Below are 16,585 nucleotides of genomic sequence, written 5' to 3' on the forward strand. Positions count from 1 at the left end.
TACTGTGTTTGAGGTGATGACAATGGTAAACATTATAGAGACTAATAACTTAATAAAGTCTTATAAAAACACAAAAGTAGTTAACCAAATTGATCTATCTGTAGAGCAAGGAGACATATATGGTTTTCTTGGACCTAATGGAGCAGGAAAAACAACAACTATTCGTATGTTACTAGGATTGATCAAACCTACGTCAGGAGATATCCAGATATTCGGGAAAAATCTTCAGAATAATAAGATGGACATTTTAAGAGGGATTGGTTCATTAGTTGAATATCCATCGTATTACGGGAACTTAACAGGTTTAGAAAATTTAGAAGCTATTCGCCGATTATTGCAAGTGAAAGATAAAAAAAGAAACCTGGAAATTTTGAAAGTTGTTGGCTTAACAGATGCTAAAGATAAATTAGTTAAAAATTATTCTTTGGGTATGAAACAGCGTTTAGGTATAGGTATTGCTTTGTTAGGTTCACCACGTCTACTCATTTTAGATGAACCGACAAATGGATTAGATCCAGCGGGTATTCAGGAAATACGTGAACTGATTAAAACGTTGCCCGGGTTATACGGAATTACGATTATGATTTCTAGTCATTTACTAAATGAAGTCGATCAAATGGCTAACAAAGTTGGTATTATCAATCAAGGACAATTGATTTTTCAAAACAGTATCGAAGAGCTAAGAAAGAAAAGTAATCCTAGAATTGTGATGCGTACTAATGATTCTCTTCATGCTGAATCTATCCTTCAACAAGAAGGTTGGAATGTCACTCTTAAAGAAAATGGAGAGCTTGAAATCAACGAAACAGAAGATAGCAAAATTGCTTATATTACTGATAAATTAGTACGTAAAAATATGGAAGTTTATCGGATACAAGAACAAAAGCGTTCATTAGAAGATATTTTCCTTGAAATTACGAATAAAAGGGGCGTTATATCATGAATGGTGTAATTGCCTCTGATGCTATCAAACTTAAACGGACTTTTATTAATCCTATCGCTTATCTTTATCCTATTATTGTTTTGTTTGGAGCTTTAATTATTGTAGCTTCGCAAAAAAGTAATTTACTAGAACAAAATAATGATATGTGGTCGTCTATGATTGTGATTGTTCATTTTTTAATTATGTTTGTTGTTCCTATTAAGTTAACGATTATTATTTCTAATTTAATTAATGTGGAGCATCAAACGAATGCATGGAAAATGATCCTTGCTTTACCGATTCGTAAATCCTATTTTTATTTCAGTAAATTGTTTTACATATTAAAGGTGTGTATGATTTCGGGTTTACTTCTTTTTCTAGGTTTTATTATGATCGGCAAAATGTTAGGTTTCGAAAGCAGTCCGCCTTATCTTACGTTGTTGCAGGAAGCTTTTTATCCTTATTTAGGTGCATTTCCGATTATTACATTTCAATTATGGTTATCTCTTCAATTTAAAAATCAAGCCTTCCCTATAACGATAGGTATATTTGGAGCAATTTGCATGTTCTTTTTGCAAATGAATACGTTAACTTCTTATATATTCTGGGCTTATCCTGCTTTGCTAACTCCTTTAAAACAAGTGGTCGAAAATAATACTTTAGCAGCTATCGTTCCTAATGATGCTCTAGGTCTATATGCACTATTAAGTATTATTTTTGGAATATTGTTTTTACTTATAGGATTGTATCAATTTAGCAAACAGGAAGTAGAATAGGGGTGAATAATAGATGTTAGGAACATATATTTCATTTGAATGGTTAAAATTGAAAAGGCAGAAAACATGGATCTTGATTATCATGGTTCCTTTTATAAGTGTTTTACTGGGGATTGGTAACTTTCTGGGCAACTATGATGTACTGATGGATCAGCCAACAGATAATGCATGGTTAGAAATATGGACGCAAATCACTTTATTTTATGGCATATTGTTTTTACCAATTGCTTCAGGTATTTATGCAGCCATTGTCTGTAGAACAGATCATTTAAATGGAGGTTGGAAATTACAATTTTCTCTTCCTATTCAACGCAATATTATTTACTTCTCCAAATTAATTGTGGTTTTGTTTTTAATTTTGATGATGCAATTTACATTGCTCGTATTTTGTTTAATTGGTGGTGCAATTGTAAATATTCATGATCCGATTCCTTGGGGATTTATGTTTGGTGCTATATTTTTGAGTTGGTTAGGTACATTTTCTTTATGTTCTATTCAACTATGGTTGTCATATAAAATTAAAAGTTTTGGTATTCCATTAAGTATTAATATTATATTATCTCTGATGGTTTTTGCAGCGTACTCTTCTCAATGGGGAATGTTTTATCCATGGGCTCAGCCAGCATTCGCTATCTCGTCTCCTCAAGAAAGTCCTGTAGACTCGTTACCTCTATTTATTGGAGGAATCGTTGTAACATTTATTATTTGTGCCACTTTGATTGGATTTAGATTTAATAAAAGTGAGTTAAAAGCATAACTATTTCTGAGGAGGAATTATTTATGAAAGAGACAGAAAACATTAAAAGTAACTCGAAAAATATAACTATTATTTTCCAAGTTTTTGCTGGGTTATTTCTATTATTAACGTTGTACTATATAGGATGTAGCGTGTGGGCTAAAGATGATTTTTCTAGTATCATTCTGTATTCAGCAGCAGTAGCAGCTGGATTTATGACTATAGCGAAAGTAATTGGGAATCATAAAAGTTTTGTAGCATACGCGGTTATTACAATCTTATTATTTGCTTTAGGAATTTTGGGTGTGAATGTGTCGTCTATTTTTTATTAAGTTAGAATAATCTACTATAAGATAGGTGATTTAGAATGTTCTCTGCATTACTGATCAATGAAGATCAAGCATTGCAAGAAGATATTACACATATGCTTCAAGGTCTAGGTGTTAAGCTAACTTGTACTGATGCGTCTATAGAAAAAATTAATAAAGTATTATCGTATCACTTAGTTCATGTTATCTTTCTAAATATAGATTCTATCGCAGAATCACCTTTATTATTAGTTGAAAGGATTCGTCTTCAATATTCATCTGTAGATATAGTATTTATGAAGTCTAGTCCAGACTATGCTTATCATGCTTTTGAATTACATGCGATTGATTATTTAGTTAAGCCCTTTAGTTATGAAAGATTTCGAGAATGTATCAAAAAAATATGTTCTATTCACTATCCAAACAAAGAAAATTCAGGCGATATCAATCAATTACTTCCTGTAAAATGTGATAATGGAATACAACTTTTAAATCAAGAAGATATCGCATATATTAGTTCTGAAGGTAGATCATCTAAATTGATTATAAATACTTATCCTAAAAAATCATTTAAAGTAACAGAATCATTAAAATCGATCGAGCAAAGAATCAATTCCGCTTTTTTTATTAGAACCCATAGGAGTTATCTTATTAATTTGAATCATGTAAAGAGAATTGAGACATCTGGACAAACAAACCTAATATTTTTTAACCTTTGTCCAGATATTGCTTATGTAAGTAAAAATTATATATTTTCTTTATACGAGAAATTAAATTTAAGATGATATCATATACATTATGTAATAAATATAATTCTAAAAAGACTAACTTTAACTGTTAGTCTTTTTCTATATGTATTTTTAAATATATAATTGTTCCAACATTTAATAGGAATGAAAAATAATTAATCTCTCTGCTACCAGAAACCGATATTAAAATAAAAGTCGAATTTTCGGGGGAAATGTCGGTGTCTGTCAAATTGAGAACTGCGTTAATTGTTACATTTATTGCATTGTCGTTGTTACTGTCTTTTGTACTGAGCACAACGATTAGTTACTATTCTTCAAAAAGTATCAAAAATGAGATTGGGGAATCTCTAGCAGGAACAGCTTATCAGACAGCAGATAAGTTAGATAATTTTATGTGGTCCAGATCAGGTGAAGTAGAATTATTGGGGAGCTTGCCTGTTTTTGAAAATAATCAAAATATCGGAAATATTCAACAAATGTTAGATCAACTGCAATCCCATTTTCCATCTTTTTCATGGATCGGATATACAGATACTAAAGGAAAAGTATTGGCAGCAACAGATGGCATTTTATTAGGCAAAGACTTGTCGGAGCGTCCTGTATTTCAACAAGGGATTCAAGGCAAATTTATCGGTGATGTGCATGATGCCGTATTGCTTGCCAAATTGTTACCAAATCCGAGCGGAGAACCGTTACAGTTCGTTGATGTGAGTCTACCGATTCGCAACAGTCAGAACCAAACGATTGGTGTACTGGCTGCACATATGAGTTGGGCATGGGCGAAAGAAGTACAAGAAAGTGTCTTATTGCCAAACAAATGGGCAGACCAGAATGTCGATATGCTGATTGTAAGCAAAAAGGATCAGACTGTTTTATTAGGACCGCGTGATATGGTAGGCAAGCCTTTACCTTTGAAAAGTATAGAGAAAGCCCAATTACAAAAAGATGGTTGGGAATTGGAAAAGTGGCCGGACGGCAATACATACTTAACAGGGTATGCCTATGGAGATGGATACTTGGATTATCCAGGGCTAGGGTGGACTGTTATTGTACGACAACCTGAATCTACAGCATTAGCATCTGTATCTGAATTGATGCATTTTAATATCTGGATTACGATAGCGGCTGCTGTTCTATTTGCACTGATTGGCTGGTGGTTAGCAGAGCGTATTTCATTACCTATTCGTGCATTGACACGTACTGCAGATCGCTTAGCATCTGGAGAAAATATTGAAATACCGGCTCACAAAAGTTTTAATGATATTGAATTATTATCCTTTTCTTTGCAGACGATGGTGACGTCGCTCAGTCAAAAAGAAGTAGAACTGGATAATATGCAAAGTCTAGCACATTATGATCATCTAACAGGTCTTCCGAATCGGAATGCGTTAGAAATGTATTTGGAAGAAGCTTTTGAAAATCCTGAACAACAGCCATGTTTGTCGTTCCTCTATATTGATTTGGATGGATTCAAAAAGGTCAACGATACACTAGGACACCAGAGCGGCGATATTTTATTACAAAAAGTAGCTCAGCGTCTATGTCATCTCACGCGTGAAAAAGATATTACAGTGCGTCTGGGTGGCGACGAATTTCTAGTCGTTCTGCATACCGATCCAGCTCAATTGGATATCCAGAAAGATACAGTTGCCTATGCGAATGATATTATTGGCAGTCTGAACAAACCATTTATTGTAGAATACGAAAAAGTAAATATCGGCTGTAGTATCGGCGGAGCTGTCTATCCGTATGATAGTGACAACCCGATCGAAATTATCCGTATGGCAGATCAGGCATTGTATCAATCCAAACGTTCTGGTAAAAACCGTCTTACTTTTTACACAGAGCCACTTTCGCCTAAATCTATCGGCTAACATGAATAATAGTTATAAACAGCAAGCTAGAGTATAAGTTTACTCTGGCTTTTTTGTTTGCGATAAAATGATTTACGAAGACATCGTTCGGGCTGAAAAATCATCTGGATTAATAAAATTCCAAATATCCGGTATCTGCTCCAGATCATATTTGCGTACTGCTTCAATAATTTTGAGATGAATTTCCTGACGTAAATCTTCTTGTTCTTGATAAGTCGTTTGTTGTAGTGATCTCATAATTTTGGGTGAAAATTTGTTGATTAAAAATAAAATAGCTTCTTCATCTTCATTTTTAGCTTTTTGAATTAAGGATAGTAGAGCATGTGCCATCGTGATTCCTCCTCACGTACCTTTTATATACTGATGGTCATTCTAAACATTGAAGATACGTTTGTAATTTTTTAAGTGCTAATCGTTTTGTTTTGGAAATAGCTTGTTGTGTCACTTGAAGCTTAGTAGAAATTTCTTTCTCGGTCATTTCATAAATATAAAGATAACAAAGAATAGATTGCTCGCGACTGGTCAATTGCTCAATAGCTTCGTACATCCGTTTTTCTGTCATCACTTGCTGCCAACTTTGTTCTACAAAATGATATGTATCGGTATCAGCAGGAAAAATAGAAGCAGAAGCATGATCTGAATCTCTATTTTGATCTACGATTAATTGATATCGATCTTTATATAGACGGTTTTTCTTATCATAGTTAATAGCACTGAAATGAATAAGAGAAGCAATATAAGACGTAAAACGAGCTTCTAAAAAGAAAAGCTGAAACGCTTGATTGAGTTTTTGCTTATTTTGAGCTGTAGGATAATACATCGCTTGTTCCAAAAGTTGCTTATTACTTTGTATACTCAAAAAAGAATGGATAATTGGATTTTGTTCAGTAGTTATATTCATACGTATGACCTCCAACACTGTATAGGATCAGTGCAAATCTATTGAAATAAAAAGATATGTACCTAAAAAGTACGAATCTATATCTTTTTATCTATAAAGTTTAAAAAATGGAGGCAAATACAACTTCAATCCTGATTAATTTTGAAATACTCTCCATCTTTATAACTATTTTTATATATCTACATACTGTATTTGATAAGAAAAGGTGTCAAAAATGGAAAAATATTTTTTAGGATTTATAGATTTTGAACTTTTGAAATGTAAAAGCAGGGTAAAAATTTGTTGTAATCGTTTCCTTTTTGTCGGAATAGGGTATTTTTTGTTTATATTGTTTATACAAGTAAAAAGAACAATGGAGGGGATGGTTAGATGAAAAGATGGGGGAGTATATTGCTGATCGGGCTTTTGCTGGTTGGATTATTATCGGCTTGCAGTATGAGCAATAGCGGCAGTAAAGATGGCATAGTGCAATTGGAGTTTTTCCAGAATAAGCCGGAAGCCAAAGCTAGCTTCGATGAATTGATTGCCAAATTCAATCAAGAACATCCGAATATTCATGTCTCACAAGTAAATCCACCGGATGCAGAGACAGTGCTCAAAACACGAGTCGTCAAAAACGATATTCCTGATATTGTTGGCTTGGGGGCTACAGATACATATTCGTTACTCGCGCAAAGTGATATTTTTATGGATCTAACCGGCGATAAATTATTGCAAAATATTGATCCTAAATATGCACAAATGCTACAGGATGTGACCGGGATGCAAGAAGTAACAGGAGTTCCTTTTGCTTTGAATGCAAGCGGTATCATCTATAACAAAGACATTTTCAAAAAACTGAACCTGACGGTACCCAAAACATGGGATGAGCTGATAGCGACAGCGAAAAAGGCGAAAGCAGAAGGTACAATTCCTTTTTACTTTACGTACAAAGACGACTGGCAAACGAATCTTCCTTTTAACGATATGGGAGGCACGTTGGTCGGAACAGACTTTTACAAAGAGCGTCGTGAAGGGAATACAACGTTTGTAGCTGGTTATCAGGAAGTGGCTAAAAAGCAATTAGAATTACTTAATTACGGTCACAATGATAACTTTGGTAAAGCATACTCGGATGGTAATCGTGCGTTCGCGAACGGAGAAGCAGCGATGTATATTCAAGGAAGCTGGGCGATCTCTGAGATTCGCAAAGTGAATCCAGATATTCAATTAGGATTCTTCCCGTTACCTGGTAGCAATGACGAATCCAAAAACAAATTGACGGCTGGTATTGATACATTACTGGCGATTTCCAGTCAGACAGAATATCCAGAACAAGCGAAAGAATTTATCGCGTTCTTATTGAAACCGGAAAATAGTCAACAATATATCGACCAACAAAATTTATTTTCTGCGGTTAGTGGAGTACAGCAAAAAGACAGCAGTGTAGCGGAATTACTGCCTTATTTTGAACAGGGTAAAATTGTCGATTTTGTCGATCACTATATTCCAAGTGCGGTGCAATTGAATCCAACGGTACAAGCCTTTTTGCAAAACAAAGATATCAATGGGTTCCTCAGTACACTGGATAAAGAGTGGGATAAAGTAGCGGCACGCAGAGCAAGCTAATCGATACATGGAAGGAGTGATACGATGTCTAGCAAACGCATGGCAACTTATTATTGGATGACGATTCCTGCGGTATTGTTATTTTTCTTATTTTTAACTTTACCTGCGATTCAAGGGGTTTTTTATTCATTTACGAACTGGAATGGATTTGGTAAAGAATATGATTTTGTAGGTATTCGTAATTACGTCAGTTTGTTTACCGATAATGTAGTAGGTGAAGCTTACTGGTTTACGATCAAATATGCAGTTGTGGTTACGATTTTTATTAATATCTTCAGCTTATTGATTGCAGTAGGACTCAATTCGCGTATCAAATTCCGTAATTTTTTTAGAGGCGTATATTTCTTGCCTAATATTCTTAGTGTATTGATTGTGGGTTACATATTTAACTATTTGTTCTCTAATGTATTTACCGTCTGGGGACAGACATTGGGGATCAACTGGTTGTCCACGAATATTCTTGGAAATGACAGTCTGGCTTGGATCGGTATCGTGATTGTTGCGGTATGGCAAGGTATCGCATTAAATACGATTCTGTATCTAGCGGGCTTACAGACGATTTCGCATGATCTGTATGAAGCATCTAGTCTGGATGGCGCTGGCAAATGGCGTGAATTTTGGAGTATTACGTTCCCGTTGATTGCTCCATTTTTTACAATCAATATGGTATTAGCGATGAAAAATGCGTTGATGGTGTTTGACCAAATCGTCGCTTTGACCAATGGTGGGCCTGGCCGTGCCACTCAATCGATCTCATTCTTGATCTATACAGGTGGATTTGAAGGTGGAGAATTTGCTTATCAATCAGCGAACTCGGTGATTTACTTTATCGTGATCGCAGTTATCTCTATTCTTCAAATTCGATTCCTGCAAAGAAGGGAGATGGATATGTAATGGAAACACATAAACGTACCAATTGGACAGTAAATATTCTTGTAGCAATCGGCACTATTATCGTTCTTTTCCCATTATATATGGCGATTACGATTGCTTTGAAAGATCCGCAACAGATGTCGCAATCTCTATTTGGATTACCGACCACATGGCGGTTTGATAACTTTGCCAGTGCGATAGAGCTGACTAACTTTTTCCAGGCTTTTCGTAATAGTGCACTGGTAACGACAGCGACAGTAGTACTTACATTGCTGACCAACTCTATGGTTGCTTATGCAATTGGACGTAATATGGATCGTAAATTTTTTAAAGGATTATACTTTTACTTTGTCAGTGCAATGTTTATTCCTTTTCCGATTATTATGTTGCCGATTGTTAAATTAACATCTGCGCTACATATGACCAATCTCGTGGGATTGACTATTTTGCATACGGTATATGCTCTAGCATTTAATGTATTTGTATATGTAGGATATATTCGCTCTATTCCAGCAGTGCTTGAAGAAGCGGCAACGGTAGATGGAGCAACCACATGGGGAACATTCTGGCGTATCATTTTCCCGCTGATGGCTCCGATCAATGCAACCGTCGGAATACTGGTGTGCTTATCGACATATAATGATTTCCTATTACCATTGATTATTATTAGCGATCAGAACATGTACACATTACCGCTAGTGCAGTACATTTTCCAGGGGCAATTCAATACCGATTATAATCTAGCATTTGCATCGTATCTATTAGCGATGTTGCCAATGATTATTATCTATCTCTTTGCTCAAAAATGGATTATTAGTGGTGTTACACGCGGTTCAGTGAAATAAAATGAGCTATTTGAATCCTTAAATGTATCCTTGATCTTATAGGTATACATTTAAGGATTTTTTTGATCATATCCATACTATTTATCTAGTATCTAATTGTAGTTAAGATAGGTATTGCTTAATTTACGTTTCTACGTATAATATAGTTAGATAATCTAATCATTTAGGAAAGTAGGTAGGATATATGGTTCGCAAACATTTTAATGAGCAGTCTGTACATAATCATCAATTACCTAAGTTAGGTAAAGAACCTTACGACAAGCTGTGCGAACAGACAGCTGAAGCGGGTACCTCGATTGCTTCTGCTCAATTAGGTCTATTAATGCTTTGGACAAGTGATCATATTCTTGATATCGTCGATAATGAAATTGCTGATTATGATATCACAGAAAGTAAGCTTGATTTATTACTACTGATTCAATTACATGAAAATAGTGAAAAAGTCACTCCATCTGCTATTGCTGAGCGTTTAAATATTCGTAGAGCATCAGTCACAGCACTTTTGAATAGTGTAGAAAAAAAGGGTTGGATTATACGCGAGTCCAGTGCGGAAGATGGTCGGAAAATTTATGTTAAGTTATCCACCGCAGGTAAAATGTTTGTTCAACGTGTATTACCTGTATTTTGGTCTGCTTGTGCTTCATTGGTAGAAGATCTAAACGAAGATGAACAGCAAATATTATCTAAAGTTATAGATAAATTGCATAACCAGATAGAGAAAAGATTCCAAATAGGGAGGTAAATTTTTTTAATAAAGTAATTAGATTATCTAACTATATGAAAAGAATGGAGCTTTACCTATGAAAATCAATAATAAAAATTCAACTCTTGCCGAAGTAAATTATTCTAAAATGACTATCTTATTATGTTGGACAGGCATGGTCATTATGTGTAGTCTGTATCTTACTATTCCTTTAAGTTCTATATTTATCACACAATTCAATATTAGTTCTGCTCAAGCAGGATTAACAGGTAGTTTATTTTCATTAGGCTTTGCGATTGGTTGTTTATTTTATGGTGCTCTAGCTGATAAATATGGTCGTAAAAAGGTAATGACTATCGGTTTGTGTGCATTGGCATTGATTACGATGTTGATCGGATATACTCATCATTTTGTGATTTTATTGCTACTCAGAAGTGTACAAGGATTAGCGGCAGCTTCTTTTTCACCTGTAGCACTTGCCTATGTTGTAGCTATATTTCCTAATCATCGTAAAGTAACTACTATCGGGTTTATTAGTACAGGCTTCCTGATCGCAGGAATTTTAGGACAGGTCATTTCAAGCTGGATTAGTACGTATTACGGATGGAATCTGATATTTATACTATTTGGAGTTCTTTATATATTGACAATACTTTGGCTTAAAATAGGATTAACCCAAGATAGTATTCAACAACCTGACCTCAACATCTGGTCTTATCTTAAGCAATTAACGATTGTTATTAGGCAAAGAAATCTGATATTTACGTATATCATCGCCTTCCTTTTGTTATTTTCTTTTATTGTAATGTACATATTACTAGGAAATAATTTGCAAAGTGATGTTTTCGGGGTAACACCTTTGCAAATGTTATGGATTCGAATGATAGGGATTTTAGGAATGATATGTTCACCATTTTCAGGGACGATTTCTCGTAAAATAGGGGTACGAAATACGTTGCTTTTGGGACTTGGACTAGGAATTATAAGCCTATTGATGATGGGCTGGCTACATCACTTAGTATTAATCGTTATATGTAGCGTCATTTTTGTCGCAGGTATTGCGATTGCTGTGCCTTCTTTAGTGGCTTTAGTTGGACAATTGGGAGGGAGTTATCGCGGAATTGCTGTTTCTGTATATACCTTTTTCCTTTTTGCAGGCACAAGTGTAGCACCAATTTGGTCAGTCTATATACTGTCTTTACATCATACTCAGTCCTTTATATATAGTGCATTAGTGCTTACTGTAGCCGTTATAGCAAGCTTGTGCATTCGTATCAAATAAATTGGAAATCAAATACTTTATAAAGTTAAGTAACTTCCTTTTATTGAGTTAACTAGGATAATGAGTTATGATAAATGAGTAACATCTATTTATTCTTAAAAAAGGAAAAAGGAGGAATTAAAGATGAAGAAAAAGGGCTATATTTTAAAAAGTGGAACTGTGTTGTCTATGGATCATGCGATTGGTAATGTAAAAAAAGCAGATGTAGTGATTAACGGTTCAACGATTGAAGCTATAGGAAATAATCTACAACTTGATGAATCCGCTTATCATATTATTGATGCGTCAGAACATATTATTATGCCGGGCTTAGTAGATACTCATCGGCATATGTGGGAATCGCTAGTACGTACAGCAGGAACCAATTGGTCACTGCCTGTCTATTTGCAAAATTTATACTATGGTGGGTTGGGAAGTCGGTTACGTCCTCAAGACAGTTATATCGCCAACTTGCTTGGCTCTTTAGAAGCGCTTCATGCTGGTGTCACAACAGTACTGGATTGGAGTATGCCTTATTCTCCAGAACATACCGACGAATTGATTCGGGGATTACAAGAAGCAGGGATACGTTCTGTATTTGCTCTTGGTGTACCGGGCGAGACAGAATACTGGAATCGAGATAGTCGATTGGTGATCTCTGATGCCGAGCGTGTCAAAAAGCAATATTTTACTTCGCAAGATCAATTGTTAACGATGGGGCTGGCGATACGTGGGCCTGAATTTAGCCATTGGGATACTACGGTTACTGAAATCGGCATCGCCCGCCAACTGGAAGCGATCTGTTCGATGCATATCGGATTTGGCAACTGGGGAGCTGTCGATCATTCAGTCACCAAGCTATATGAAGCAGGATTACTTGGACCCGATCTTAATATGGTACATGGCAACAAAATGATGACGGAAGAATATAAAATGCTAGCAGATGCAGGAGCATCGTTATCGGTAACCCCTGAAGTTGAAATGATGATGGGACATGGATATCCTGCAACTGGATTTTTCCTAGAACAAGGTGGAATGCCTTCACTGGGCATAGATGTAGTGACTTCAACCGGTGGTGATTTATTTGCACAAATGAAATTTATGTTGCAAGCAGAACGGGCACGAGTCAATGAAGAGATTCTGAACAGTGGTAATATGCCGGGTGAATTGAATCTGTTATCTCAGCAAGTGCTTGAGTTCGCTACAGTAGGTGGAGCCAAAGCATTACAATTAGATCACCAGATTGGTCAATTAACACCGGGCAAACAAGCGGATATAATCATGATTAGCACTTCTGATCTGAATACAGATTTGAATCTATTTCCAGTTATCGATCCTATCGGAGCCGTAGTTCAATTCACTAATCCATCGAATGTAGATACTGTATTCGTTGGCGGTCGTCTGATGAAGCAACATGGTCAGCTAGTAGGCGTGGATATCGAGCGTGTACGTCGTCTTGTATCGGAAAGTAGAGAGTATCTGGATACTCAATATGTATTAAGTGATGCAGATCGGGTGATCTATTCATAATCTTTCTACTGATATAACTGGAATAGAACGAAAAAGTAAAACAGGGACAGATCTATCGTTACGATGAACTGTCCCTGTTTATTGGTAGCTAAAGTGATTTTTTATTGAGTTTGAAATGTCTGCGCCCAGTCACAGAAAATCGCATAATCTTTCTCGACCTGATCGGCATAAGCGAATGCCCAACGTGAAATATGTTGTACAAATGCGTCGGGTTTGCGCCCCATCGCTTTTAGAATTTCTTTTTCACTATGATACGGCAGAATGCCTTTGTTCACATCGGCATCAGCACGTGCATGCATTTTGGCAGTTAATTTAGACATTGTACTGAGTACACTTTCCATATCTTCTATCGTTTCGATATCTTCTAATTTTAGACGCTTTTTGTAAGGCGAACGTTCTCGCACATAGAAATCTCGACCGTCTAACGTCAGAAAACCAAGATAAGGATCGGCTTTGTGATGCATCGCTTGTTGTGTTGTAGTTACACGCTTACCTTGATGGCTAAATGTCTGCCAGAATGAATCGGCATAAGGTAGAAAATAAGCAGGGACAGGAGTCCGTACTTCTTTTACTTCCAATATAGCATCATCTTCACCTGCTCCTCGTAGCCCACCTTCGATCAATACATAATACCGATCCAGTCCGATTGAAGCGGTACCAGAACCATGCTTAATCGCAATATCTTTGATCCGATAATGATCTGCTTCGCCTTGATGACAGACTAAAGTCTGTTGATAAAAATCCCATGCTTGCTCTAATAATGTATGTTCTTGTTCAGAAGGAGTGACCAATTCAGCAGTTTCTTGAAAAACACGATCACTTTGCATAACCGCAGTAACTTTTTCTAGGAAATGCCCGTTACGGCGTTTTTCTAATTTCCGTAACAATTTGCGTACAGGGCCTTTAGCTTTGTTTTCATTCATAACAAATTTGGCGGGATCGTCTTTGTCTTCTACAAAACAAGAGATTTGTTTGTGATAACCTTTAACATAATGTTCTAACAGGTGCAATTGTTGCTCATCGGTATATTGAAGCTGTCGTCCAACTAATGCGATACTGACCGACATGCGTAGCACATCATACAGATACGAACCGATATACCCTTCATCAAAATCATTGACATCATACACAATCTGCTTCGATTCATTACGAAAAGCACCAAAATTTTCGAAATGCAAATCCCCTTGAATCCATGTAGGACGTTCGGTAGAAGTATGATAAGGAAAGTAATGGCGGGTCGCATCAAAGTAAAACAAATACGAACTTCCACGGAAAAAAGAAAAAGCAGACGTGCTCATTTTGCGATATTTCTCCGCTCTTTTGGGTGGGCTCAACGTCATAATCTTACGATCAAATTCATCCAGCACCGAGATTAATGTTTCTTTGCGTAATTTAGTACGTGTATGTATCACTTGCTCTGTCATATTAGGCGGTATCATCGTATAGTGCCTCCTCATCTTACAATATCTTGTCTAACATCATACCTCATTTGTATTTTAGCATTTTCTATTCAGAAGGGTGTACAGTAAAATGCAGTCAATTGAGCGTTAGTTGCAAATGGTTACGTAAAAGCATAATGTGGGTTAAAGAGTATAGATACTTCTCCATTAGAAGAAGTAAAGAAAAAGGAGTAGAGACTAATGTACAAAATTATTCTTGTTCGTCATGGAGAAAGTGTATATAATCAACAGAATTTGTTTACAGGATGGACCGATGTAGCGCTTAGTGATCGTGGAATAGAAGAAGCAAGAATAGCTGGACAATTAATAAAAGAAGCAGGATATACATTTGATCTCGCTTTTTCTTCAGTATTAAAACGTTCGATTCAGACTATGCACTACATACTCGACGAACTGGATTTGCTATGGATTCCTGAACAGAAGTCATGGAAATTAAATGAGCGTCATTATGGAGCTTTGCAAGGATTAAGTAAAATTGATACTGCTGAGAAATATGGAGAAGAACAACTTCAACTCTGGCGCAGAAGTCTTACGGTTCGTCCTCCTTTATTGGAAAAAGATGATCCACGTAGTCCACGTCATGAAGTACGGTACAACGAGATTCCAGACGATCAGATTCCATATGGTGAAAGTCTCAAAGATACAGTAGAACGTGTTGGAGAGTTCTGGCATGACTGTATTGTGCCTTTGATTCAGAAAAAAGAACATCTTTTAATAGCCGCTCATGGCAACACTTTACGTGCTTTAATTAAATATTTAGAAGATATTGATGAAAAAACATTAACCGAGCTTAATATTCCGACAGGGATTCCACTTGTCTACGAACTAGATGATGATATCAATCCGATTCGACGCTTTTATTTAGGCGAAGATGAGCATATTGAACGCAAAACAAATGAAGTGGCTAATGAACACAATGTAAACGAATAATGAGGAGGAACTCATGCATATCAGACCTCATTTGCAAAACGAAAAAGCACCTGTAGACATTTCTGCTACAGATGCTTTTTTGGGTTGTACTGTGTTCCTACTTATCAATGACAGACAAGAATCTGGCGAGAAAATACGCCTTTAGCTCCTTTTTTCGCTTCTCCACGATCTGTAATCGAGAATCCAGCGGTTGCTATCATTTCATCGATATTCTCAATTGTGATCACGACCACTTTATCAGCGATTCGGCGAGCATGTTGTAGAATACTTAATTGTTCTTCAGGAGTAGTAGTTGAAAATAAATTGTAAGGCATATCAACAATTGCCGCATCATAATGTTCTGTAATATCTGCAATATCGCCTAAAGTTACTTCTCCTTTTAAGCCGAAATGCTTAATATTAGCTCGTGCTCCTTGTGCAATATGCGGATTGATATCGCGTCCGACAATATCGATATCCATAGATAATGCTTCTACCAGTACAGTGCCGATGCCACAGCAAGGATCGATAGCTTTGATCCCTACAGGATTGGGAACCAAAATATTAGCAGCCGCTCTAGCAAGACGGGTATTCAGAGCGATGGAGTAATTTTGCGGTTTGCGCATATTGTGGAACCAGACAGCTTCATTTTTAAAATAATGACCTAAATACCAGCGTCCACCAAAAGGAACAATGCCGTACGTATGTTGAGGATGCTTCACATCGGCTTCTCCATGAATACGCATCCCTATTTCGCGTTCAATACCTAATCGTTCTTGATACTCAATTTTGTGATCTTGATCCAGATCGTTGATTTTGACAAAAACAACTTTGAATGTCTGATCAAGCATATCGATCTGTTCTGCTTGAGTATATATTTCTTCTAACGTATCGCCTTCGTACAATACTTCGATGCGTTCTTTGATAAACGGGCTACGGCTAGGCATAATAGCGATATCACTTTTAAGAATAAATTGATCGGTTTCCTGTCCAAAAAATGCTCTCATTTCCAGATAACAAAGTGAATGTTCATCCTGACGGTGAGAGTACGTATAAATATATTGCGGACTTGCATGTTGTTGATCCAATCGTCGTCCATCCTTTAAGCCAGTAGGGCTAATTATATTTCC

The 16,585-nt window shown here is 36.3% G+C and carries 17 protein-coding genes; 13 read left to right on the forward strand and 4 right to left on the reverse strand.

The genetic code is table 11. From position 1 onward, the window contains the following. Nucleotides 1–22: 22 nt before the first annotated feature. The 6 genes from PQ460_RS01750 to PQ460_RS01775 all read left to right on the forward strand — a co-directional run bounded on the left by PQ460_RS01750 (nt 23) and on the right by PQ460_RS01775 (nt 5,365). Entirely contained in the window at nt 23–943 is a 921-nt protein-coding gene (locus PQ460_RS01750; protein ID WP_443147188.1) for an ABC transporter ATP-binding protein, read from the forward strand. Next, nucleotides 940–1,698: an ABC transporter permease gene (locus PQ460_RS01755; protein ID WP_274171569.1), complete on the forward strand. Its 759-nt coding sequence runs from the start codon at nt 940–942 to the stop codon at nt 1,696–1,698. Before PQ460_RS01750 ends, PQ460_RS01755 begins: the two co-directional genes overlap by 4 nt. A 13-nt stretch (nt 1,699–1,711) precedes the next feature. After that, nucleotides 1,712–2,455 (forward strand): ABC transporter permease, encoded by a 744-nt coding sequence (locus tag PQ460_RS01760; RefSeq protein ID WP_274171570.1) that lies wholly within the window; start codon nt 1,712–1,714, stop codon nt 2,453–2,455. A gap of 23 nt (nt 2,456–2,478) precedes the next feature. Continuing rightward, nucleotides 2,479–2,766: a hypothetical protein gene (locus PQ460_RS01765; protein ID WP_274171571.1), complete on the forward strand. Its 288-nt coding sequence runs from the start codon at nt 2,479–2,481 to the stop codon at nt 2,764–2,766. A gap of 35 nt (nt 2,767–2,801) precedes the next feature. Then, complete coding sequence (locus PQ460_RS01770) at nt 2,802–3,527, forward strand: LytR/AlgR family response regulator transcription factor (protein WP_274171572.1); 726 nt, start codon at nt 2,802–2,804, stop codon at nt 3,525–3,527. Between the two features lie 182 nt (nt 3,528–3,709). Then, entirely contained in the window at nt 3,710–5,365 is a 1,656-nt protein-coding gene (locus tag PQ460_RS01775; RefSeq protein ID WP_274171573.1) for a diguanylate cyclase domain-containing protein, read from the forward strand. Nucleotides 5,366–5,437: 72 nt separating this feature from the next. On the opposite strand, the gene PQ460_RS01780 is transcribed toward PQ460_RS01775, so the two are convergent. Both PQ460_RS01780 and PQ460_RS01785 read right to left on the reverse strand, forming a co-directional pair. Further along, nucleotides 5,438–5,695, reverse strand: a complete 258-nt coding sequence (locus PQ460_RS01780; protein ID WP_274171574.1) for a helix-turn-helix domain-containing protein — start codon at nt 5,693–5,695, stop codon at nt 5,438–5,440. Nucleotides 5,696–5,732: 37 nt separating this feature from the next. Further along, nucleotides 5,733–6,266, reverse strand: coding sequence for a sigma-70 family RNA polymerase sigma factor (locus tag PQ460_RS01785; RefSeq protein WP_274171575.1), 534 nt, complete (start codon nt 6,264–6,266; stop codon nt 5,733–5,735). Between the two features lie 369 nt (nt 6,267–6,635). Between PQ460_RS01785 and PQ460_RS01790 the strand changes: the two genes are divergently transcribed. The 6 genes from PQ460_RS01790 to PQ460_RS01815 all read left to right on the forward strand — a co-directional run bounded on the left by PQ460_RS01790 (nt 6,636) and on the right by PQ460_RS01815 (nt 13,086). Beyond that, a complete protein-coding gene (locus PQ460_RS01790) occupies nt 6,636–7,874 on the forward strand; it encodes an ABC transporter substrate-binding protein (RefSeq protein ID WP_274171576.1) in 1,239 nt (412 codons plus the stop codon). Between the two features lie 24 nt (nt 7,875–7,898). Next, nucleotides 7,899–8,768: a carbohydrate ABC transporter permease gene (locus PQ460_RS01795; RefSeq protein WP_274171577.1), complete on the forward strand. Its 870-nt coding sequence runs from the start codon at nt 7,899–7,901 to the stop codon at nt 8,766–8,768. Next, nucleotides 8,768–9,592, forward strand: a complete 825-nt coding sequence (locus tag PQ460_RS01800; RefSeq protein WP_204826067.1) for a carbohydrate ABC transporter permease — start codon at nt 8,768–8,770, stop codon at nt 9,590–9,592. The genes PQ460_RS01795 and PQ460_RS01800 overlap by 1 nt, the downstream gene beginning before the upstream one ends. A 184-nt stretch (nt 9,593–9,776) precedes the next feature. Beyond that, the gene (locus tag PQ460_RS01805; RefSeq protein ID WP_273613982.1) at nt 9,777–10,334 is read left to right on the forward strand and encodes a MarR family winged helix-turn-helix transcriptional regulator; all 558 of its coding nucleotides are present in this window, start codon (nt 9,777–9,779) and stop codon (nt 10,332–10,334) included. Nucleotides 10,335–10,392: 58 nt separating this feature from the next. After that, entirely contained in the window at nt 10,393–11,577 is a 1,185-nt protein-coding gene (locus tag PQ460_RS01810) for an MFS transporter (RefSeq protein WP_274171578.1), read from the forward strand. Between the two features lie 123 nt (nt 11,578–11,700). Continuing rightward, a complete protein-coding gene (locus PQ460_RS01815) occupies nt 11,701–13,086 on the forward strand; it encodes an amidohydrolase family protein (RefSeq protein WP_274171579.1) in 1,386 nt (461 codons plus the stop codon). A gap of 101 nt (nt 13,087–13,187) precedes the next feature. Here PQ460_RS01815 and PQ460_RS01820 read toward each other — a convergent pair whose 3' ends face one another. Further along, nucleotides 13,188–14,525, reverse strand: a complete 1,338-nt coding sequence (locus PQ460_RS01820) for a DUF2252 domain-containing protein (RefSeq protein WP_274171580.1) — start codon at nt 14,523–14,525, stop codon at nt 13,188–13,190. Between the two features lie 201 nt (nt 14,526–14,726). Between PQ460_RS01820 and gpmA the strand changes: the two genes are divergently transcribed. Beyond that, on the forward strand, nt 14,727–15,476 hold the full coding sequence (gpmA, locus tag PQ460_RS01825) for a 2,3-diphosphoglycerate-dependent phosphoglycerate mutase (protein ID WP_274171581.1): 750 nt from the start codon (nt 14,727–14,729) through the stop codon (nt 15,474–15,476). Nucleotides 15,477–15,580: 104 nt separating this feature from the next. Here the strand turns inward: gpmA and PQ460_RS01830 are convergent, their stop codons facing one another. Further along, nucleotides 15,581–16,543: a TRM11 family SAM-dependent methyltransferase gene (locus tag PQ460_RS01830; RefSeq protein WP_274171582.1), complete on the reverse strand. Its 963-nt coding sequence runs from the start codon at nt 16,541–16,543 to the stop codon at nt 15,581–15,583. Nucleotides 16,544–16,585 lie beyond the last annotated feature (42 nt).

The sequence above is a fragment of the Paenibacillus sp. KACC 21273 genome (assembly GCF_028736095.1).
Classification (GTDB): Bacteria; Bacillota; Bacilli; order Paenibacillales; family Paenibacillaceae; genus Saccharibacillus; species Saccharibacillus kyungheensis.